The sequence below is a fragment of the Streptomyces sp. NPDC057486 genome (assembly GCF_042802415.1).
Classification (GTDB): domain Bacteria; phylum Actinomycetota; class Actinomycetes; order Streptomycetales; family Streptomycetaceae; genus Streptomyces; species Streptomyces yanii.
On the sequence record NZ_JBHVEE010000020.1, the window covers coordinates 1 to 20420 of the forward strand.

Sequence of the window (20420 nt, forward strand, 5' to 3'; positions counted from 1 at the left end):
CGGGGATTCCTTCCGCGCAGGCCCGCTTCTCTCTGTCGGGTCAGGTCACTCGGCGGGGGCCAGGATCACCCAGTCCGCGGCGGGCGCCGACCGGGTGTCGTCGGCGTACACGGCGGTCACCCGGTAGAAGTGGGTGGTGCCGGTCGGAGCGGTGGTGTCCGTGTACGACACGTCCGTGACGGGGCCGGCGGTCAGCTTCTCGTACGCGCCCGTGGCCGGGTCCCACCGTTCGACCAGGTAGCCCGTCGCGTCGGCGACCGTGTTCCAGGACAGGTCCACCGAGGTGCCGGCGGTGCCCCGGGTCGCGGTGAGCGTGAGCGGGGAGCCCGCCGGGGTCTCGACGGACGGGGTCAGGTCCAGCTCGGTGACGACGGCGATCTCGGCGCTGTGCGTCATCCGGAAGCTGGAGTTGCCGGAGGTGTCCTCGACGTCGATGAAGTAGCACCGCTCCTCACCGTCGGGCAGCCGCTCGTCGGTGTAGGACGTGGTGGCCGCGTCGAGGTACTCGGACGAGGTGCCGTAGCAGACCCGCTCGTCCTCGCCGTCGATCAGCTCTCCGCGGTACACCACGTACCGCTTGAGATCGGGCTCGGTGTTGGCGTTCCAGTGCAGCTCGATGCCGTACTCGGTGGCCTCGGCGGTGAGCCCGGTGACCGGCGCGGGCGGGGTCACGTCCCTGGCGAGCGTGGTGACCTCGACCGTGGCCGAAGGGACCGACTCCCTGCCCGAGTTGTCGTAGGCCTTGATCACGTAGTGGTAGGTGAGGCCGTCGGCCGGGGAGGTGTCGGTGCAGGTGTACTGGAGCCGCCCGTCGCCGAGCGTCTTCCAGGTGGTGCTGCAGCGGATCGGCGTGGCCGAGGTGTCCACGGGGAGCGTCTCGGAACGGTAGACGTGGAAGTCGTACACATCGCCGTCGACGGAGTGATCGGTGGTCCAGGTGAAGGTCGCACTGCTGATCCCCGGCGTCGCGACGATGTCCCGCGGCGCCGCGACCGGACGGTAGGCCGCGACGGCGGGGCCGTACGCGGAGGCGCGCCCGGCGCCGTCCACGGCGGCCACCTGGTAGGTCCACTTCTCGGAGCGCTTCACCGTGGTGTCGGTGAAGGCCGTGGCGGTGACGGAACGGACCGACACGTGACCGTGCCGGTCGTCGCGCTTCAGGTTGTAGCGGACCGCGCCCGGGACCGGCTTCCAGGTCAGCGCGATCCCGGTGTCGATGCCCTTCGCAGCGAAGTCCGCCGGGGGGATGACGGCGATGGTGGTCAGCGGTATGTCCGTACTGCCCGTGGAGACGTTCCCGGCCTTGTCATAGGCGCGGACCTCGAAGTAGTACGTCTTCCCGCCCTCGGGCGGGACCCCCGCGTACGAGGTTGCGGTGGTCGTCTTCACGAGGGCGAAGGTGCTGGACCCCTTGAGCCGGCGGTAGACGCGGTAGCCGGCGAGGTCCATCTCCTTGTTCGCGGACCAGGTCACCTTGGCGTTCGCCGTGGCGTTGTCGAGAACCGCCTTCACGCCGACCGGGCTGAGCGGCTTGACCTTGTCGACGGTGGCCGACGTCCTCGGTGCGTAACCGAACTTGACGTCGGCCGAGCCCGTCCAGTTGACGAAGTCGATGCGCAGGGAGTGCTTCCCGGCAGGGACGGTGACGTTGACCGTCTTCTTCTGGGTGGTGGAGACGTTCTTCCAGATGTCGACCTTGCGCGCCCCGTCGACGTAGACGCGAATGCCGTCACGGGTCGCCACGGTGAACGCGAAGGGGCCGCCGGAGCCGAAGTCCCGGGTCATCGACCAGCGGACACCGAAGTTGTCCTTCGGCAGGCCGGAGGCGGGGGCGCCGGTGCCCCAGTTCTGGTCGATGACCGAGTCGCAGTCGGTCTTCTTCGGCGTACCGGAGAACGACGTGTTCGCGAAGAACTGCCGCTTGAAGACCGGCGAGGCGCAACTGGTCGCCGCAGCAGCGGGCGTGGCACTCACGGCGGTGAGCAGACTGCAGGAGGTCGCGGCGACCGACAGCGCGGCGAGGGAGCGGAGCCGCCCGCGGGACATGGTGCTCAACTGTGCGTTGCCCTTTCAGGCCGAGTGGCAGGGGGATCCGCTGCCGGGCGCAGGAAGGGGCCCGCCGTACTGTGCGGCGGACCCCTCCTCGTGGCCCCGGGAGCGGGGCGGGGAACTACTTCGAGAAGCCGTAGTCCATGAGCTTCTTCGCGTCCGCCGTCCGGGTCGTCTCGGAGGTGGACGCCAGGACGGTGCCGATGACCGTCTTGCCGTCACGGGTCGCGGCGAACACCAGGCAGTACCCGGCCGTCGGACCGGAACCGGTCTTCACACCGATCGCACCGGTGTAGCTGCCGAGCAGCTTGTTGGTGTTGGTCCACGACATGTAGCGGTAGCCACCGTTGCTCGTGGTGACCTTCTGCGTGGTCGACTTGGTCTTCACGACCGCGCGGAACGTGGAGTTCTTCATCGCACTGCTGGCGATCTTCGTCAGGTCGCGCGGCGTCGAGTAGTTCGAGCCATTGCTTATGCCGTCGAACGAGTCGAAGTGGGTGTTCGTCAGACCGAGGGACTTGGCGGAGGCGTTCATCTTCCCGATGAACGACTTCACACGGGCCGCGCGGGTGGTGCCGGTGCCGAACTTGTCGGCGAGCGCGTACGCGGCGTCGCAGCCGGACGGCAGCATCAGACCGTAGAGGAGCTGGCGGACGGTGACCTTGTCCCCGACGATCAGGCGTGCCGACGAGGCGCCCTTGGCGACGATGTAGTCGCTGTACGCCTTCTGGATCGTGACCTTGGAATCCAGGTTGAGGTTCGCCTGAGCCAGTACCACCTTGGCCGTCATGATCTTGGTGGTCGAGCCGGTGGCGCGACGGGTGTCCGCAGCCTTCGAGTAGAGGGTCTTCGCGGTTCCGTTGTTCATCACGTAGCCGCCCTTGGCGGCGATCGTGGGGACGGGCAGCGTGGCAGCCTGCGCCCCGGAGGCGAAGACGCTGCCCGCGATGACGGCACCCGCGGTGAGGGCCACGGTGGCAGTGGCGGAAACGCGGTTTATGCCCTTAATGCCGATTTTCAACTTGAACGCTCCAAATGCCCCTGGAATGCGGCCGCATGACGGTGCCGCTCGGTGGTGAGACTCACGAGGTGCGTGAATGGATGTGCCGAATCCCGCGGTAATTTCCGGGGTTTTACCGTCCAGATTCCGGACGGTGCCACGCATGCGTGCATGTTGTATCTATGCTGTGTGCATGCCTGCCGCACCCCCTGCCGTGACACACCCGCCCGCCAAGCAGCCGCCCGCCGCCGAACGCGTCTACACCCACATCAAGCAGGCGGTCCTCGACCGCCGTTACGAGGGGGGCACGCTCCTCACCGAGGGCGACCTCGCGGAGGCCGTCGGCGTCTCCCGTACACCCGTGCGCGAGGCGCTGCTGCGGCTGGAGGTCGAAGGGCTGATCAAGCTCTATCCGAAGAAGGGGGCCCTGGTGCTCGCCGTCTCCGCGCAGGAGATCGCGGACGTGGTGGAGACCCGGCTGCTCGTGGAGGAGTTCGCCGCCCGCAAGGCAGTGCCCGCCTCGGCGAAGCTGATCGCCCGCCTGGAGGAACTGCTCGACGAGCAGCGGCGGCAGGTGGCGGCCGGGGATCTGGCCGCCGTGTCGGTCGCGGACCGCTGCTTCCACGCCGAGATCGTCCGCAACGCGGGCAACGAGATCCTGTCGCGCCTCTACGACCAGCTGCGCGACCGGCAGTTGCGGATGGGCGTCGCCGTGATGGAGGCGCATCCCGGCAGGATCGCCGCCAACATCACCGAGCACACCGAACTGCTGGAGGCCATCAGGGCCGGGGACGCGGACGGTGCCGCGCAGGTCGTACGACGCCATGTCAGCCGGGTCAAGGTGCTGGTCCGGGGTGAGGACCGGTGAGTTCCGCCGCCGCTCCCACCCTGTCCCTGCCCGGTGACCCGCCCGGCGGCCGACGGGCCGCCTGGGTCTGGGGCATCGGCGTCGCCGTCTACTTCGTCGCCATCATCTTCCGTACGAGCCTCGGGGTCGCCGGTCTCGACGCCGCCGACCGGTTCGACGTCAACGCCTCCGCGCTGTCGACGTTCTCCATCCTTCAGCTGCTCGTCTACGCGGGCATGCAGATACCTGTCGGCCTGATGGTCGACCGGCTCGGCACCAAGAAGGTCCTCACCCTCGGGGCCGTCCTGTTCACCGTCGGGCAGCTCGGTTTCGCGCTCTCCCCGTCGTACGGCATGGCGCTGGCCTCCCGGGCCCTGCTCGGCTGCGGCGACGCCATGACGTTCATCAGCGTGCTGCGGCTCGGCGCCCGCTGGTTCCCGGCCCGGCGCGGACCGCTGATCGGCCAGATCGCCGCGCTCTTCGGCATGGCGGGCAACCTCGTCTCCACACTCTTCATCGCCCGCGCCCTGCACGGGTTCGGCTGGACCGCCACGTTCGCGGGCAGCGCGGCCGCCGGGGGCGTGGTCCTCGTCCTGCTCCTCCTCTTCCTGAAGGACCACCCCGAAGGGCACGAGCCGCCGCCCGTCGAACACGCGGGCGCCGCCTACGTACGCAAGCAGATCGCCGCCTCGTGGAGGGAGCCCGGCACCCGGCTCGGGATGTGGGTGCACTTCACCACGCAGTTCCCGGCGATGGTGTTCCTGCTGCTGTGGGGGATGCCGTTCCTGGTGGAGGCACAGGGGCTGAGCCGGTCCACCGCCGGGGAGCTGCTCACCCTGGTGGTGCTCTCCAACATGGCCGTCGGCCTCGTCTACGGACAGGTCATCGCCCGCCACCACGCCGCGCGCGCCCCACTCGCCCTCGGCACGGTCGCGGTGACGGCCGTCGCGTGGGCGTCGACGATCCTGTACCCGGGCGACCATGCGCCGATGTGGCTGCTGATCACGCTCTGCGCGGTGCTCGGCGCCTGCGGACCCGCTTCGATGATCGGCTTCGACTTCGCACGCCCGGCCAACCCGCCGCAGCGCCAGGGCACCGCATCGGGGATCGTCAACATGGGTGGCTTCATCGCCTCGATGACGACATTGTTCGCCGTCGGTGTGCTGCTCGACGCGACGGGGGACAACTACCGCATCGCGTTCGCCTCGGTCTTCGTCCTGGAGGCGCTCGGGGTCGTACAGATCCTGCGGTTGCATGCCCGCGCCACGCTTCGCGAGCGGAACCACCATGTGGTCAGCCGCGTGGAGGCCGTGCACGTGCCCGCGTGACACCTGCCGCGGCCGGCCCGGCGGCGCGCCCGTCTCTTCATCCCACGAGGACGGGCGCCGCCGACCGTGCCGTTACGGCGTGACGGCGAAGTTCTGCAGGATCGCCGTCGCCAGCTCCTGGTCGCCCTCGACCTTGATCCGGTCCTCGACCGCCGTCGCCCGGACCCGCCCACAGGCCAGCCGGACGTACGTCTCCCAGTCCATCGCCAGCGTCACCGCGGGCCCCAGCGACGGCGAACCGTCCACCGAACCACGGCCGTCCGCGTCGACCCTGACCGTGCGCAGGAACTCCATCGGTCCGTGCACATCGAGCACGATCGCCGAATTCGGCGGTGCGCCCGCGTCCTTGGCGACCACCTTCGGCAGCGCGTCGAGGAGCGTGTCCCGGGTGATGGTGGCGCCGGGGGAGTCGAGATTGCCGGGCCTGCCCAGCGCCGTACGCAGATCCTGCTCGTGCACCCAGACGTCGACGGCCCGCATCCGCAGTGCCAGTTCGAGGGTCTGCTCGGCGCCGAGCGGCGCGCGGGTCATGGTCTCCGGGGCACGCGACTCGTTCCGCAGCTGACGCGAGCGGCGGATGATCGTGTACTCCAGCTCGGAGGTCATCTCGGGTGCGGTGTGGTGGCGCCGCACATCGACCTGCATCTCCATGTAGCGGGTGAAGTCGTTCTGTACGTGGTAGAGATCGCGCGGCAGCGTGTGGATCGGCCGCGGATCGCCGAGCTGCTCGCACTCCATGCCGATGATGTGCGAGACGATGTCGCGCACCGACCAACCGGGGCACGGTGTACGGCGATTCCACTCCCCCTCGGCGAGCGGCGTCACCAGCTCGGCTATCGACTCGATGGAGTGGGTCCAGGCATCGGCGTAGGTCTGGAGGCTGGGATGGACGGTCACGGGACCCCTCGTGCGGTTCTGCGGTGCATGGGCTGGACTGCTGGCGCGGTCGGCGGGCGGCGGCTGCGGGCTGCGTGGGAGGTTCGATCGCTAAGTTACGCTGCGAGCAGGCACCCCGGCAGTGCTTTCGTGTGACGATCGTAGGCCCGTGTTGACGACTCGAATGCCAGGACGGTGGTAGTGTGCGCGCCTCCCTCATCCAGATCGCAGTAGACCCGGACGAATCCGTCAATTCCCGCAGGGACCGAGCCGCTTCCCTGGTCGCGGGTCAGCGCGGTGCCGATCTGGTGGTCCTTCCCGAGCTCTGGCCGGTCGGCGCGTTCGCGTACACCGCCTTCGCCGACGAGGCGGAACCGCTCCAGGGGCCCACCCATGACCTGATGGCGAAGGCCGCGGCCGACGCCGGGGTCTGGCTGCACGCGGGCTCCTTCGTGGAGCGCGCCGACGACGGCACGCTCTACAACACCTCGCTGGTCTTCACGCCCGAGGGCGAGCGCGCTGCCGCGTACCGCAAGATTCACCGCTTCGGCTTCGACAAGGGCGAGGCGGTGATGATGGGCGCCGGCGAGGACCTGGTCACGGTCGCCCTGCCGCAGACCACGCTCGGCCTCGCCACCTGCTACGACCTGCGCTTCCCCGAACTGTTCCGCGGCCTTGTCGACGCCGGTGCGCAGACGCTCGTCGTCCCGGCGGGGTGGCCGGAGCGGCGCCGCGCCCACTGGACGCTGCTCGCCCAGGCGCGTGCCGTGGAGAACCAGGCGTATGTCCTGGCCGTCGGCACCGCCGGCACCCATGCCGGGGTCCAGCAGGCCGGGCACAGCATCGCCGTCGACCCGTGGGGCGAGGTGCTCGCCGAGGCGGGCGCGGACGAGGAGGTGCTCACCGTGGAGTTCGACCCGGCGAAGGTCGTCGCCACCCGCGAGCAGTTCCCGGCACTCAAGGACCGGCGGCTCGGTCTCGCCCCGCCGCCGAGCGGCGGCTGACGCATCGGTCGGACCGACTTCGCGCCACCGCCGGGCGTCCGCCGGCGTATCCGTCGAACCGGGCCTCGCCCCACCTTCGGGCGCGGTCCGGTTTCACGTGAAACGTCCCGGTCAGTCGTCGTGCTCCTTGTCCGCGAGCACGATGACGCACACCGAGACGGCGATGAGCAGTGCCGCGTCGGCGTCCTCCCGTACGACATCGATGCCGTACGTGTCCCGTACGGTCAGCCAACGCCGTGAGATCTGGGCCAGGAGTTCGCCGTCGTAGTCGATGGCGAACTCGCGGTCCAGGATCTTGCCGCTGACATCGAGCTCGGTGCCGTCGACCAGCGTCACCCGGTAATGGTTGCGCAGCAGCGAGAGCCGCTTCCGCTTGACCCTGGCGAGCTGCTCGCCGTCGCGCTCGATGAGCATCGTGTCGCGCAGGCTGAGCAGCTTCTGCCGGATCTCTACCAGGGTCCGGCCCTGCGCGTCCTTCAACTCGAAGGTGTCGCGCACCCGCATCGCCTTGCCGTCGACGAGGAAGATCTTGCGCCCGTCCGCATCCTCGATCCAGTAGTCGTCGCCGACGGCGAACAGTCGCTCACGCACCAGGAATCTCATGACTCACAGATTCCCCCACGACCCTCCGGAATGCGGACGCACCACGGTGATGTTGACTGTTCACATGGCAACACGTGCGCGCGTCAGGGCCCCCGAGCTGGTCGGCAAGGGCGGCTGGCTCAATACCGGCGATCAGCAGTACACCCTCGCTGACCTGCGAGGGCGCATCGTCATTCTGGATTTTTGGACGTTCTGCTGTGTGAACTGTCTGCATGTCCTCGATGAGCTGCGCGAGCTGGAGGAGAAGCACCGCGACACCGTGGTGATCATCGGCGTGCACTCGCCGAAGTTCGTCCACGAGGCCGAGCACCAGGCCGTCGTCGACGCCGTCGAGCGGTACGAGGTCCACCACCCCGTCCTCGACGACCCCGAACTCGCCACCTGGAAGCAGTACGCCGTACGGGCCTGGCCGACGCTCGTCGTCATCGATCCCGAGGGCTATGTCGTCGCCCAGCACGCCGGCGAGGGCCATGCGCACGCCATCGAGAAGCTCGTCGAGGAGCTGGAGGCCGAGCACGCCGCGAAGGGCACGCTGCGCCGCGGCGACGGCCCGTACGTGGCGCCCGAGCCCGTCGCCACGCATCTGCGCTTCCCCGGCAAGGCCCTGCTGCTGGCCGACGGCGGCTTCCTGGTCTCCGACACCACCCGGCACCGCCTCGTCGAGCTCGACCCCGACGGTGAAACGGTGCGCCGCCACTTCGGCACCGGGGACCGCGGGTTCGCGGACGGCGGGCCCGACGAGGTCCGGTTCAGCGAGCCGCAGGGGCTGGCCGTGCTGCCCGACGGCCGGATCGCGGTCGCCGACACCGTCAACCACTCCCTCCGCGCCCTCGACCTCACGACCGGGGTGACGACGACCCTCGCCGGTACCGGCCGCCAGTGGTGGCAGGGCTCCCCGACGTCCGGCCCGGCCCACGAGGTCGCCCTCTCCTCCCCGTGGGACGTCGCCTGGTTCGCGGACCGGCTGTGGATCGCCATGGCGGGCGTGCACCAGCTGTGGTCGTACGACCCCGGGTCCGGAACGGTGCAGGTCGCCGCGGGCACGACCAACGAAGGACTGGTCGACGGTCCGGCCGACGAGGCCTGGTTCGCCCAGCCGTCCGGACTTGCCGCCTCGGCCGACGGCGACCGGCTCTGGGTCGCCGACTCGGAGACGTCCGCGCTGCGGTACGTGGACCGGGACGGGACCGTGCACACCGCCGTCGGCACCGGACTCTTCGACTTCGGCCATCGCGACGGCGCCGCCGGCCAGGCGCTCTTCCAGCACCCGCTGGGCGTCACCGCGCTGCCGGACGGGTCCGTCGCCATCAGCGACACGTACAACCATGCCCTGCGCCGTTACGACCCCGCCCGTGGCGAGGTCACCACGCTGGCCACGGATCTGCGCGAGCCGAGTGACGCGGTGCTGGTCGACGGCGATCTCGTCGTCGTCGAATCCGCCCGGCACCGGCTGACCCGGCTGCGGCTGCCCGAGGAAGCCGTGCGCGTCGCCGACCAGGCGCACCGCACCCAGCGCGCGGCCACCGAGATCTCCCCCGGCACGCTCCGGCTCGACGTGGTCTTCCAGGCGCCCGCCGGGCAGAAGCTGGACACCCGGTACGGTCCCTCGACCCGGCTGCTGGTCTCGTCGACCCCGCCCGAGCTGCTGGCGGAGGGTGCGGGGCCCGGCACCGATCTCTTCCGCGACCTGGTCCTGGCCGACGGCGTCACCGAAGGTGTCCTGCATGTGTCCGCCATGGCCGCGTCCTGCGACGACGACCCGGAGAACGAGTACCCGGCCTGCCACGTCCACCAGCAGGACTGGGGCGTCCCCGTCCGCGTGAGTGCGCAGGGAACGCCGCGGCTGCCGCTGGTGCTCGCGGGAATGGACGAGCAGGCCTGACGGGCTGACGGGCTCAGAAGTCGTCCGCGCCGTTGCGCAGCTCGTACGTCCAGTAGCCGGTCGCCGACTTCGCCGGGTCGACGGCGATGCCCTCGCTGCCGGGCGCCTTCACGGCGGCCGTGCCGCCGCCTCCCGTGAGCGTGACGGAGAACGCGGTCACGGGCTCGTTGTCCTCGTCGACGCCGCCGTCCGACAGCTTCACCAGCGCATAGGCGGGGGCGCCGGAGGTGAGCACGACGGGCGCGGCCGGCTTGCTCTTGGCGACCGCCGGCACGTTCTCCTTGTGGCTCTCCAGGAACTGGATCTCCGGGAAGCCGTTCAGCCGGCAGCTGTGACCCGAGGTGTTCTTCGCGGTCAGGACGATGTGTGTGTAGGGCGGGCCGCCCTGGTAGGCGGCGCTGATGGTCACGTCCTTGGTGGTGCACGTGGCGGCGGACGAGGAGGACGTGCCGGTGGATCCCTTCGCGGCACTTCCCTTCGCGCTGCCGGTTCCCTTCGCGGCGGCGTCCTTCACGGCACCACTGGTCCTCGCGGTGCCGGTGGACTGCGAGGACCCCGCCGATTCCGCGGCCGGTGCGGAGTTGTCCGCCGGGCCGGCGGACTTCGTGCCGGTGTCCTCCCCGCCGCAGGCGGTGAGTGCCAGGGCGAGCACGGCGGTGGCGGCGGCGCCGAGGACCGTGGTGCGGCTGCGGAACGTACGCATGGAGATTCCCCCGAATACGACAGTGATGCGAAGGCCGGGATTCCTGCGGCGAACCGCCCCTGACCTGCTGACATCCCTCAGTCTTCCGCCTGGCGCTCACGTTCCGCTGCCGCGCCGCTAACGTCCCGCTGACGTCCGCGCCCTGCCCCGGCGCGGGGTGCGCCGCCCGCCTCGGGAACGCGCTGCCGTGCCCTGCGACGCGCGTTCACCCGTCGTCGCTGAGCCGTTGTACCGCCCGCTCGTGGCGTTCGCGGTACTCCGTCTCCGCCGTCACCCGCAGCAGCGCTTCGAGGGCCCGTACCGCGCCCTCGTCGTAACCGGCGCGCTCCGCCTCGTCGGCCGCCCGGTCGAGCAGCCGGATGCCGTCGCTCTCCTCGCCGAGGGCCAGGCGCGCCCGGCCGCTGACGGTCAGCAGCAGTACCCGGCGTGCGGCCTCCTCGTGCTCGGGCCCCAGGTCGAGCGCCGTCCGCGCGGAGTCGAGGGCGTCCTGCGGGCGGTTCGCGTCGAGCTGCATCCGGGCGAGGTGTTGCAGGGCGAGCATCTCGGTGTGCGCGTCGCGCTCCTCACGGGCCAGGCCGACGGCCCTCTCGCAGTCCTCCAACGCCGCTTCGAGTCCGCCTTGTTCGGCCTGGACGACGGCCAGGTTGATCAGTGCGGTCGCCTCACCGAGCCGGTCACCTGCCTGCCGGGCGAGGCCGGGAGAGCGTTCCAGCAGGGCGAGGGCCTCGGCGGTCCTGCCCTCCTCGGTCAGCACCCAGCCCAGCAGGTTGATCACCCGTGACTCGGCGTACGGATCGCTGCGGGTACGAGCGGCGTCCAGCGCGAGCTCCAGGAGCGGTGTCCAGCTGTCCCGGACCCGCCAGACCACTTGGGGCCACTGGAGCAGGATGATCCGCCAGGCCCGGTCGTCGAACCCGGCGGTCCGGGCCGCGACGGCCGCGTGCGCCAGATCGTCGCGTTCGGTGGCCAGCCAGTGCATCGCCGCCGCCCGGTCGGTGAAATCCCTTACGGCGGCGGGGTGGTGGTAGTCGTCCGGCAGGACGAAGCAGGGCTCACCGCCGGGTTCGGCCGTGTCGGCGGCGGCGAGCGCGGTGGCGATGTAGTGGTCGAGAACACCGACGAGGGCCTCGGTTCCGGACGCGGGATCGAGACCACGGGCGTAGAGGCGTACCAGGTCGTGCAACCCCCAGCGCCCGGGCGCCGTTTCGGTGACGAGATGGGCGGCGGCGAGCCGTTCCAGCGCGGCGGCGGCCGTGACCGGGTCCGTACCGGCGAGAGCAGCCGCGGAGTACTGGTCGAAGTGGCTGCCGGGATGGTGGCCGAGCCGGGTGAACTGGTGGACCGCGTCGGGCGGCAGTTGCTGCACGGTCAGTCGCAGCGCCGCCGAGACCCCGGTGTCCTCCACATCGAGGTAGCTCAGCCTGCTGCGCTCGTCGGCCAGTTCGGTGGCCATCCGGGCGAGCGTCCACTGCGGACGTCCTGCCAGCCGGGCCGCCGTGACCCGCAGGGCGAGCGGCAGCCCGCCGCAGAGTTCGGCGAGCCGCTTGGCCGCCACGGGTTCCGCGAGGACCCGCTCCTCCCCGAGAACACCGGCGAGCAGGGCCGTGCTGTCCGGGGACCCGAGAACGTTCAGCGGGACGGGACGGGCCGCGTCCGAGGCGATGAGGCCCTCCAGCCTGTTCCGGCTGGTGACGACCGTGACGCAGTCGGTGCCGCCCGGCAGCAGTGGCCGGATCTGGGCGGATTCACGGACGTTGTCGAGGATGACGAGCAGACGGCGCCGGTCGGTCAGGGAACGGAAGAGCGCGGCGGCGGCCGCGACGGACTCGGGGATGCGGCGTGGTGCGACGCCGAGCGTGAGCAGGAACTCACGGAGGACTTCGAGGGGGGTGGGCTCGCCGGTGTCGCTGAACCCGCGCAGGTCGGCGAAGAGCCGTCCGTCCGTGAAGGCCCCGGGGCTGCGGTGCGCCCACTGCAGGGCCAGCGCGGTCTTCCCCACCCCGGCGGGTCCGGTGATCAGGCAGACCGGTGCCTCGCCCGCCGTGGCCCGGGAGAGCGCGGCCAGTTCGGCGACGCGCCCGTGGAAGCCGCGGGGCGCGCGGGGCAGCAGATCCGTGTGGTGCGTCACGGTCAGGGGGTGCCTGCCGGTCCGGCCGGTGCCTTGCAGGGTCTCGGCCACCGCAGGGACGGGGACGGACCCGCCGCCGGGGGTGGCACGGTCCAGGTCCCGGGCCGGGGCGGGGGGCTGATCACCGTTCCGGGCCGGCCGCCCGGCCGTGCCGGCTGCCGGCGGCCTGTCACGGCCGGTCGGTCGATCCGTCCCGACATCCTCCGCAGGCATCTCGCCCTGCAGGATCAGCGTGTACGCGTCGGCCAGTTCCCGCCCCGGGTCGACCCCCAGCTCGTCGGCGAGCAGCCGCCGTGTGCGGTGGAACCAGTCCAGCGCCTCCGACTGCCGTCCTGCCCGGTACAGCGCCGTCATCAGGGCCGCAGCCAACGATTCCCGCATCGGATGCATCACGGCCTGGGCCTTCAGCACGGCGGCGGCCCGGTGGTGTTCGCCCAGCGTGGCGTACGCGCGCGCCATGTGCTCGACCGCCGCCAGCCGCGACTCCTCCATCGCCTGTGCGGCCGCCTGCAGCGGTGGACTGGGGAACGCGCCGGTGAGCGCGGGCCCCTGCCACAGCGACAGCGCCTCCTTCAGCATCACTATGGCGTCGGCGGGGCTGCGCTGCTCCCGCGCCAGCATGAGCAGTTCCTCGAACCGGTGGGCGTCCAGCAGACTTTCCGGCATCCGCAGGACGTACGAGGACCCGTGAGTGTCCAGGACGACCCCGTACTCGTCCGCACGGTCGCCGGTGAGCAGGGCGCGCAGCCGCGAGACATGCCCCTGTACGACCGTGCGGGCATGTGCCGGTGGTTCGTCCTCCCACAGGGCGTCCATGAAGTGGCTCATGGGGACGGGGGTGTTGGGGTGCAGGAGCAGCGTGGCGAGCAGACTGCGGCGCTTGGCGGGGCCGAGCGGCAGATCACCGGTTTCGGTGGCTACGGACACCGCACCGAGCAGGCGGAACTCCACTGATACTCCTCCCCGGGCAAAGAACTGAGATTACCGCCCGGGTTACGAGGAACCGCTGTGAGCTGCGCCGCAACAGAAAAGAGGCCGGAATCGGTTCAGAGGCCGCGGCGGTCGTCGTCGGACACGACCGTGGTGCTGGGCGGTACGACCAGTCGGCGGCGCCGCGCGATGCTCGCGTAGACGAAGACGCCGATGACGCCGACGATCATCATGATCCAGCCGACCAGGTCGACATTGACGGTGTCCGTCTTCCAGTCGGTGGCGAAGGTGAGTACCGCCCCGACGGCGACGAGGATGATGCATCCTCCGAGTCCCATGGGTCACGCCTCCTCGGCGGCCCGGAGGCTCCGGGCCGGTGTACGGATCGCGTACCCGGCCCGGCAACAACCATGTGTGGAGGCCGATCAGCCCGCCAGGAACGATGCCAGCGCGTTCGCCAGCAGATACGGGTCGTCCGCGCCGCACAGCTCACGCGCACTGTGCATCGACAGGATCGCGACGCCGACGTCCACGGTCTGGATGCCGTGCCGGGCCGCGGTGATCGGGCCGATCGTCGTGCCGCACGGCATCGAGTTGTTGGAGACGAACGTCTGCCACGGCACGCCCGCCTTCTCGCACGCCGCCGCGAACACGGCCCGGCCGCTGCCGTCCGTCGCGTACCGCATATTGACGTTGACCTTGAGGATCGGCCCGCCGTTCGCCACCGGGTGGTGCGTCGGGTCGTGGCGCTCACCGTAGTTGGGGTGGATCGCGTGACCGGTGTCGGAGGAGAGGCAGACGGTCCCCGCGAACGCCCGGGCGCGGTCCTCGTACGTACCGCCGCGGGCGAAGACGGAGCGCTCCAGCACCGTGCCGAGCAGCGGGCCGTCGGCGCCGGTGTCGGACTGCGAACCGTTCTCCTCGTGGTCGAACGCGGCCAGCACCGGGATGTACGGAATCTGGTCGTCCGGCTGTCCTGCGACGGCGGCGAGCGCGGCCGTCGCCGCGTGCACGGAGAGCAGGTTGTCCATCCGCGGCCCGGCCAGCAGCTCGCGGTCCCGGCCCAGGTAGGCCGGCGGCTCCACGGCGTGCGGCATCAGGTCCCAGCCGGTCACGTCGTCGGCGGCGACACCCGCCTCCTCGGCGACGAACCGGATCAGGTCGCCCTCCTCGACGTCCCCGAGCCCCCAGATCGGCTGCATGTGCTTCTGCCGGTCGAGCTTGAGGCCGTCGGTGTTGGCCGACCGGTCCAGATGCACGGCCAGCTGAGGCACGCGCAGCAGCGGCCGGTCGATGTTGACCAGCCGGTGCGTGCCGTCGCGCAGGCTGATCCGGCCCGCGAGACCGAGGTCCCGGTCCAGCCAGGTGTTGAGCAGCGTGCCGCCGTACACCTCGACGGCGATCTGCCGCCAGCCGTACGAGCCCGTGTCGGGCAGTGGCTTCACCCGCAGATTCGGCGAGTCGGTGTGCGCCCCGGCGATCCGGAACGGGGTGTGCGCCCCGGCGCCCTCCGGCACGTACCAGGCGACGATCGCCCCGCCGCGCAGCACGTACTTCCCACCGGTGGAAGCGTCCCAGGCCGCGGTCTCCTGGACCTGCCGGAAGCCGGCCTTCTCCAGCCGCGCCGCGGCGGTGGCCACGGCGTGGTACGGGGAGGGGCTGGCCATCAGGAAGGCCATCAGGTCGTCGGTGTGACCGCGGTCGAAGCGGAGGGAAGAACTCATGTTCTTCACTGTAACGACGATGGCGCGGTAGAAATCCGGGGTACCGCCGCCCCGGCGTGTGGCTGTCCCGCGGGCGGTACGGACGCCCGCACCGCGGTCGGCTCCTCGCCGCTGACACGACAGCGCCGCCACCCGAACGAATTCGAGTGGCGGCGCCTCGTCGACCAGTGCTGCGGGCCGAAGGCCAATGCCCCTACCGGCGAGCCTTGCTCTGTCGCACCGCCCGGCACGCCCGTCCGCCGCATCGGCCAAAAGCCCTGGCAGCTCCGGCCGCCTTGCGATCGCACGCACCGGACGACGCTCCTCATGGGGCAAACATTGCCGGTCAAGGCACTAGAACGCGGCCTCGTCCAGCTCCATCAGCGAACCGTCGACCGCCTCGGCGAGCGCGCGCTCGGCCGAGACGCCCGGCAGGACGTTCGCGGCGAAGAACTTCGCGGCGGCGATCTTGCCCTGGTAGAAGGCGACGTCCTTCGTGGAGGCGGTCGGCAGCTTCTCGGCCGCCACGGCCGCGCCCTTCAGCAGCAGGTAGCCGACGACGACATCGCCGGAGGCCAGCAGCAGGCGGGTGGTGTTGAGGCCCACCTTGTAGATGTTCTTGACGTCCTCGCCGGTCGCGGTGAGGTCGGTGATCATCGTGCCGACTATCGCCTCCAGGTCGACGGCCGCCTTGGCGAGCGAGTCCAGCGCGCTGGACAGCTCCTCGTTGCCCTGGGCGCCCGCGAGGAACTTCTTGATCTCCTCGGACAGCGCGTTGAGCGAGGCACCCTGGTCACGGACGATCTTCCGGAAGAAGAAGTCCTGGCCCTGGATGGCCGTCGTGCCCTCGTAGAGGGTGTCGATCTTGGCGTCCCGGATGTACTGCTCGATCGGGTACTCCTGGAGGTACCCGGAGCCGCCGAACGTCTGGAGCGACTGCGCCAGCTGCTCGTACGACTTCTCCGAGCCGTAGCCCTTCACGATCGGGAGCAGCAGGTCGTTGAGGCCGTGCAGCGCCTTCGCGTCCTCGCCCGCGGCCTCCTTCTCCTGGATCGCGTCCTGGACGGAGGCGGTGTACAGCACCAGGGAGCGCATGCCCTCCGCGTACGCCTTCTGCGTCATCAGCGAACGGCGCACGTCGGGGTGGTGCGTGATGGTGACCTTCGGCGCGGTCTTGTCCATGAAGTTCGCCAGGTCGGTGCCCTGGACGCGCTCCTTGGCGTACTCCAGCGCGTTCAGGTAACCCGTCGAGAGGGTGGCGATGGCCTTCGTGCCGACCATCATCCGGGCGAACTCGATGATGCGGAACATCTGGCGGATGCCGTCGTGCCTGTCACCGATCAGCCAGCCCTTGGCGGGGTGCTGGTCGCCGAACGTCATCTCGCACGTGTTGGACGCCTTGAGGCCCATCTTGTGCTCGACGTTCGTCGCGTACACGCCGTTGCGCTCGCCCAACTCGCCGGTGGTCCAGTCGAAGTGGAACTTCGGGACCATGAAGAGCGACAGGCCCTTCGTGCCGGGGCCTGCGCCCTCGGGGCGGGCCAGCACGTAGTGAATGATGTTCTCGGACATGTCGTGCTCGCCCGAGGTGATGAAGCGCTTCACGCCCTCGATGTGCCAGGAGCCGTCCTCCTGCTCGACGGCCTTCGTGCGGCCTGCGCCGACGTCCGAACCGGCGTCCGGCTCGGTCAGCACCATCGTCGAGCCCCACTGCTTCTCGACGGCGATCTCGGCGATCTTCTTCTGCGCCTCATTGCCCTCCTCGAAGAGGATTCCGGCGAACGCCGGACCGGAGGAGTACATCCACACGGCCGGGTTCGAGCCCAGGAGCAGCTCCGCGTAGGCCCAGATCAGGGAGCGCGGCGAGGTGGTGCCGCCGATCTCCTCGGGCAGGCCCAGGCGCCAGTACTCGGAGTCCATGAAGGCCTGGTAGGACTTCTTGAAGGAGGCCGGGACCGGTGCGGTGTTGGTCTCCGGGTCGAAGACCGGCGGGTTGCGGTCGGCGTCGGCGAACGAGTCGGCGAGCTCGTTCTCCGCGAGGCGGTTGACCTCGTCGAGGATGCTCTTCGCGGTCTCGACGTCCATCTCCGCGAACGGTCCGGTGCCGTACAGCTTGTCGCGCCCGAGGACCTCGAAGAGGTTGAACTCGATGTCGCGGAGATTCGACTTGTAGTGCCCCATGGGAAGGCTCCGTAATCAATAGCAGTGGCGCACAGCGCCCCGGGGAGGGGTGAGGGCCGGGCGGGCGACGAGCTGGCGGTCCGTATATCAGCTGACCTCCCCGATGATGCTACCCGTCAGTAATAAGACGCAACCCCTCAAGGGCCTGATGTGTCCGATTACTCTTTGCGGCATGTACGGCTACGACCAGAACCAGGGCGCACAGCAGCAGATGGGTGGCGGCTACGGCGGGCAGCCGCTGTATCCCGAGCCCTCGCCGCCCTCCCTCGGTGATGCGGTACGGGCCTTCACCACGGGTTCTCTGTCCGCCGAGGACTTCCAGCAGATCTTCGCGTCGTCGAAGGTCTACTGCCCGCGCGGCGACAACCCCGGCTTCCTCGCCCTGCACAACACCCAGCAACCGGTGATCCCCATGTTCACCACGCTCAAGGAGCTGCGGCTCTACGCGGGCAAGGAGTCCAAGTACTTCGTGATCACCGGTGCCGAGGTGATCGATCTGCTGCCGACCGGCTACGGCTTCGTCCTCGACATGGAGGGCGAGCACCGCATGGTCTTCGATGCCAAGGCCGTGGAGCAGATGGTCGACTTTGCGATGCGTCGCATGTACGGCTAGTGCCTTGACCGGCAATGTTTGCCCCATGAGGAGCGCCGTCCGGTGCGTGTGATCGCAAGGCGGCCGGAAGTCCTTGGATGGGGTCTCCCCTGCTCGAACGGAGTTGAGAGCTTGGGGAAGGAGCTACCAGGGCTTTTGGCCAACGCGGAAGGGGGTCCCCCCTGGCCCTTGAGGCCTTGGGGGAGCGCGTGCCGGGCGGTGCGACGGGGCAAAGCTTGCCGGGAGGGGCACTAGACGCCTTTGCTTCGCAGCTGTCTGATTCCTGGCCTTCGAGAAGGGGTCCGTGCCTGTCGGGTGCGGACCCCTTCCCGTTGTCCGGGGAGGGGGTGCGGCGGTGCGGGAATGCCGCAGCCCTTGCAAGATGTTCACTGTTCAACTAAATTGAGATCAGGACAATCCCGGAGGTGGCTCCCATGCCCGCAGTGACCGTCGAAAACCCGCTGACCCTGCCCAAGGTCGCCGTCTCCGGCGACGCCACGGCCCGCCCCGTTCTCACCGTCACGACGGCGCCGAGCGGATTCGAGGGCGAAGGCTTCCCGGTTCGCCGTGCGTTCGCCGGGATCAACTACAAGTACCTCGACCCGTTCATCATGATGGACCAGATGGGCGAGGTGGAGTACGCGCCGGGCGAGCCCAAGGGCACTCCCTGGCACCCCCACCGCGGCTTCGAGACCGTCACGTACATCATCGACGGCACCTTCATCCACCAGGACAGCAACGGTGGCGGCGGCACCATCCGCAACGGTGACACCCAGTGGATGACGGCCGGATCCGGCCTCCTCCACATCGAGGCCCCGCCGGAGTCCCTCGTCATGTCGGGCGGCCTCTTCCACGGCCTCCAGCTCTGGGTGAACCTGCCCAAGGCCGACAAGATGATGGCCCCCCGCTACCAGGACATCCGCGGCGGCCAGGTCCAGCTCCTCGCCTCCCCGGACGGCGGCGCGCTGCTCCGCGTCATCGCCGGTGAGCTCGACGGGCACGAGGGCCCGGGCGTCACCCACACCCCGATCACGATGGTCCACGCCACCGTGCGCCCCGGCGCCGAGGTGACCCTGCCGTGGCGCGAGGACTTCAACGGACTCGCGTACGTGCTGGCCGGTCGCGGCACGGTCGGTCAGGAGCGCCGTCCCATCCACATGGGGCAGACCGCCGTCTTCGGCACCGGCTCCTCGCTGACCGTCCGTGCGGACGAGAAGCAGGACGGCCACACCCCGGACCTGGAGGTCGTCCTGCTCGGCGGCCGCCCGATCCGGGAGCCGATGGCGCACTACGGGCCGTTCGTCATGAACAGCCAGGCCGAACTGAAGCAGGCCTTCGAGGACTTCCAGGCCGGCCGCCTCGGCACCGTGCCCGCAGTCCACGGCATGGGTGAGTGATCTGCGTGACGGGCCGCCCTGACGGCCCGTCACCCGTTCGGTCGTACAAGCGGGACATGGCTCCCGCACCGTGATCGGGTGGGAGGGTGGATACCCGGAAACCCCTCCTGCCCGACACTGCCCGGCGAACAGCTGCCTGGTGCGCGGTGCTTCTGCTGGTCACCGGCGTAGCCGCGGTCGCCATCTGGCTGTGCATCATCTTCAAGACGGCCGTCACCCCGGTGCTGCTCGCACTGCTCGGTACGGCGCTGCTCGGTCCCGTCCACCGCTGGCTGGCCGCCCGAGGGGTGAACCGGTCGGTGGCCGCCGGGCTCACCTGCGTGCTGCTCGTCGCGATCGGAGGCGGCGCCGGGTACATCGTCGTCACCGCATTCATCGACACCGGCGACCAGATCATCCATTCACTGAAGGACGCCGGGCAGTGGGTCGTCGACCACTTCGGGATCGCCCGGAACACCAATGTGAACGACCTCGTCGCCAATGCCCGGAAGCTCGTCGAGAAATTCGGCGCGAGCGCCGCGGGCGGAGTGCTCACCGGGATCAGCCTGATCGGCTCACTCATCGCGACCGGCGTTCTCGCCCTGTTGCTGACCTTCTTCTTCCTGCGCGACTCGGACCGGGCCGCGAACTTCGCGCACTCCGTCGCCCCGCGCGGCACCGGTGACCTGGTCGAGGCGATGGGCCGGCGGGCGTTCGAAGCGGTCGAGGGATTCATGCGCGGCACGACGTTCATCGCGCTGATCGATGCCATCTGCATCACCGTGGGTCTGCTGATCCTGCGGGTGCCCGGGGCGGTGGGGCTGGGGGCGCTGGTCTTCGTCGGCGCGTACATCCCGTACCTCGGGGCGTTCATCTCGGGTGCCGTCGCCGTTCTGGTGGCGCTCGCCGACCGGGGGGTCGTGATCGCGCTCTGGGCGCTCGGGGTGGTGCTCGCGGTCCAGGTGCTGGAGGGGCACGTGCTCCAGCCGTTGATCCAGAGCCGTACGGTCCAGATGCACCCGGCCATGATCATGATCGCGCTGACCGCGGGCGCGAGTGTGGCGGGCGTGCTCGGCATGCTGCTGGCGGTACCGGTGTGCGCGGCGGCGTTCGGCGTCCTCGGCGAACTCCGCACGCGCCACGCCCCGGACGAACCGCCATCAGCCCCACCGAGCCCGTCCGCCCCGCCGGACCCGTCCGGCGACTGAGGACGGAACG

General features: G+C 70.0%; 16 protein-coding genes. 7 read left to right on the plus strand and 9 right to left on the minus strand.

Going from position 1 to position 20420, the window contains the following annotated elements; genetic code table 11:
• Positions 1-45 precede the first annotated feature (45 nt).
• On the minus strand, positions 46-2046 hold the full coding sequence (locus tag ACFU6I_RS12340; RefSeq protein ID WP_384364369.1) for a PA14 domain-containing protein: 2001 nt from the start codon (positions 2044-2046) through the stop codon (positions 46-48).
• Between the two features lie 124 nt (positions 2047-2170).
• Complete coding sequence (locus ACFU6I_RS12345; RefSeq protein ID WP_384364371.1) at positions 2171-3070, minus strand: D-alanyl-D-alanine carboxypeptidase family protein; 900 nt, start codon at positions 3068-3070, stop codon at positions 2171-2173.
• Between the two features lie 172 nt (positions 3071-3242).
• Here ACFU6I_RS12345 and ACFU6I_RS12350 point away from each other — a divergent pair, with 172 nt between their 5' ends.
• Entirely contained in the window at positions 3243-3917 is a 675-nt protein-coding gene (locus ACFU6I_RS12350; protein ID WP_384364373.1) for a GntR family transcriptional regulator, read from the plus strand.
• Positions 3914-5224, plus strand: a complete 1311-nt coding sequence (locus tag ACFU6I_RS12355; protein WP_384364375.1) for a nitrate/nitrite transporter — start codon at positions 3914-3916, stop codon at positions 5222-5224. The genes ACFU6I_RS12350 and ACFU6I_RS12355 overlap by 4 nt, the downstream gene beginning before the upstream one ends.
• Positions 5225-5296: 72 nt before the next feature.
• On the opposite strand, the gene ACFU6I_RS12360 is transcribed toward ACFU6I_RS12355, so the two are convergent.
• Positions 5297-6121, minus strand: coding sequence for a maleylpyruvate isomerase family mycothiol-dependent enzyme (locus tag ACFU6I_RS12360; RefSeq protein ID WP_384364377.1), 825 nt, complete (start codon positions 6119-6121; stop codon positions 5297-5299).
• Between the two features lie 182 nt (positions 6122-6303).
• Here ACFU6I_RS12360 and ACFU6I_RS12365 point away from each other — a divergent pair, with 182 nt between their 5' ends.
• Positions 6304-7104, plus strand: a complete 801-nt coding sequence (locus ACFU6I_RS12365; protein WP_384364379.1) for a carbon-nitrogen family hydrolase — start codon at positions 6304-6306, stop codon at positions 7102-7104.
• Positions 7105-7215: 111 nt separating this feature from the next.
• Here ACFU6I_RS12365 and ACFU6I_RS12370 read toward each other — a convergent pair whose 3' ends face one another.
• On the minus strand, positions 7216-7707 hold the full coding sequence (locus ACFU6I_RS12370) for an LURP-one-related/scramblase family protein (protein WP_384364381.1): 492 nt from the start codon (positions 7705-7707) through the stop codon (positions 7216-7218).
• A 64-nt stretch (positions 7708-7771) separates the two neighbouring features.
• Between ACFU6I_RS12370 and ACFU6I_RS12375 the strand changes: the two genes are divergently transcribed.
• Positions 7772-9589, plus strand: coding sequence for an NHL domain-containing thioredoxin family protein (locus ACFU6I_RS12375; protein WP_384364383.1), 1818 nt, complete (start codon positions 7772-7774; stop codon positions 9587-9589).
• A 13-nt stretch (positions 9590-9602) separates the two neighbouring features.
• Here the strand turns inward: ACFU6I_RS12375 and ACFU6I_RS12380 are convergent, their stop codons facing one another.
• The 5 genes from ACFU6I_RS12380 to ACFU6I_RS12400 form a co-directional block, all read right to left on the minus strand.
• Positions 9603-10292, minus strand: a complete 690-nt coding sequence (locus tag ACFU6I_RS12380) for a DUF4232 domain-containing protein (RefSeq protein WP_384364385.1) — start codon at positions 10290-10292, stop codon at positions 9603-9605.
• A 205-nt stretch (positions 10293-10497) separates the two neighbouring features.
• Positions 10498-13371: a BTAD domain-containing putative transcriptional regulator gene (locus ACFU6I_RS12385; RefSeq protein WP_384364387.1), complete on the minus strand. Its 2874-nt coding sequence runs from the start codon at positions 13369-13371 to the stop codon at positions 10498-10500.
• A gap of 95 nt (positions 13372-13466) precedes the next feature.
• Positions 13467-13688, minus strand: a complete 222-nt coding sequence (locus ACFU6I_RS12390; protein ID WP_384364389.1) for a DUF6458 family protein — start codon at positions 13686-13688, stop codon at positions 13467-13469.
• A gap of 87 nt (positions 13689-13775) precedes the next feature.
• Complete coding sequence (locus ACFU6I_RS12395) at positions 13776-15074, minus strand: M18 family aminopeptidase (RefSeq protein ID WP_345517254.1); 1299 nt, start codon at positions 15072-15074, stop codon at positions 13776-13778.
• 333 nt (positions 15075-15407) lie between these two features.
• Complete coding sequence (locus ACFU6I_RS12400; protein ID WP_384364391.1) at positions 15408-17234, minus strand: acyl-CoA dehydrogenase; 1827 nt, start codon at positions 17232-17234, stop codon at positions 15408-15410.
• Positions 17235-17406: 172 nt separating this feature from the next.
• On the opposite strand from ACFU6I_RS12400, the gene ACFU6I_RS12405 reads away from it, so the two are divergent.
• The 3 genes from ACFU6I_RS12405 to ACFU6I_RS12415 all read left to right on the plus strand — a co-directional run bounded on the left by ACFU6I_RS12405 (position 17407) and on the right by ACFU6I_RS12415 (position 20410).
• Positions 17407-17847, plus strand: coding sequence for an SseB family protein (locus ACFU6I_RS12405; RefSeq protein WP_345517256.1), 441 nt, complete (start codon positions 17407-17409; stop codon positions 17845-17847).
• Positions 17848-18260: 413 nt separating this feature from the next.
• Positions 18261-19223 (plus strand): pirin family protein, encoded by a 963-nt coding sequence (locus ACFU6I_RS12410; RefSeq protein ID WP_384364393.1) that lies wholly within the window; start codon positions 18261-18263, stop codon positions 19221-19223.
• Between the two features lie 86 nt (positions 19224-19309).
• Positions 19310-20410: an AI-2E family transporter gene (locus ACFU6I_RS12415; RefSeq protein ID WP_384364395.1), complete on the plus strand. Its 1101-nt coding sequence runs from the start codon at positions 19310-19312 to the stop codon at positions 20408-20410.
• Positions 20411-20420: the final 10 nt, after the last annotated feature.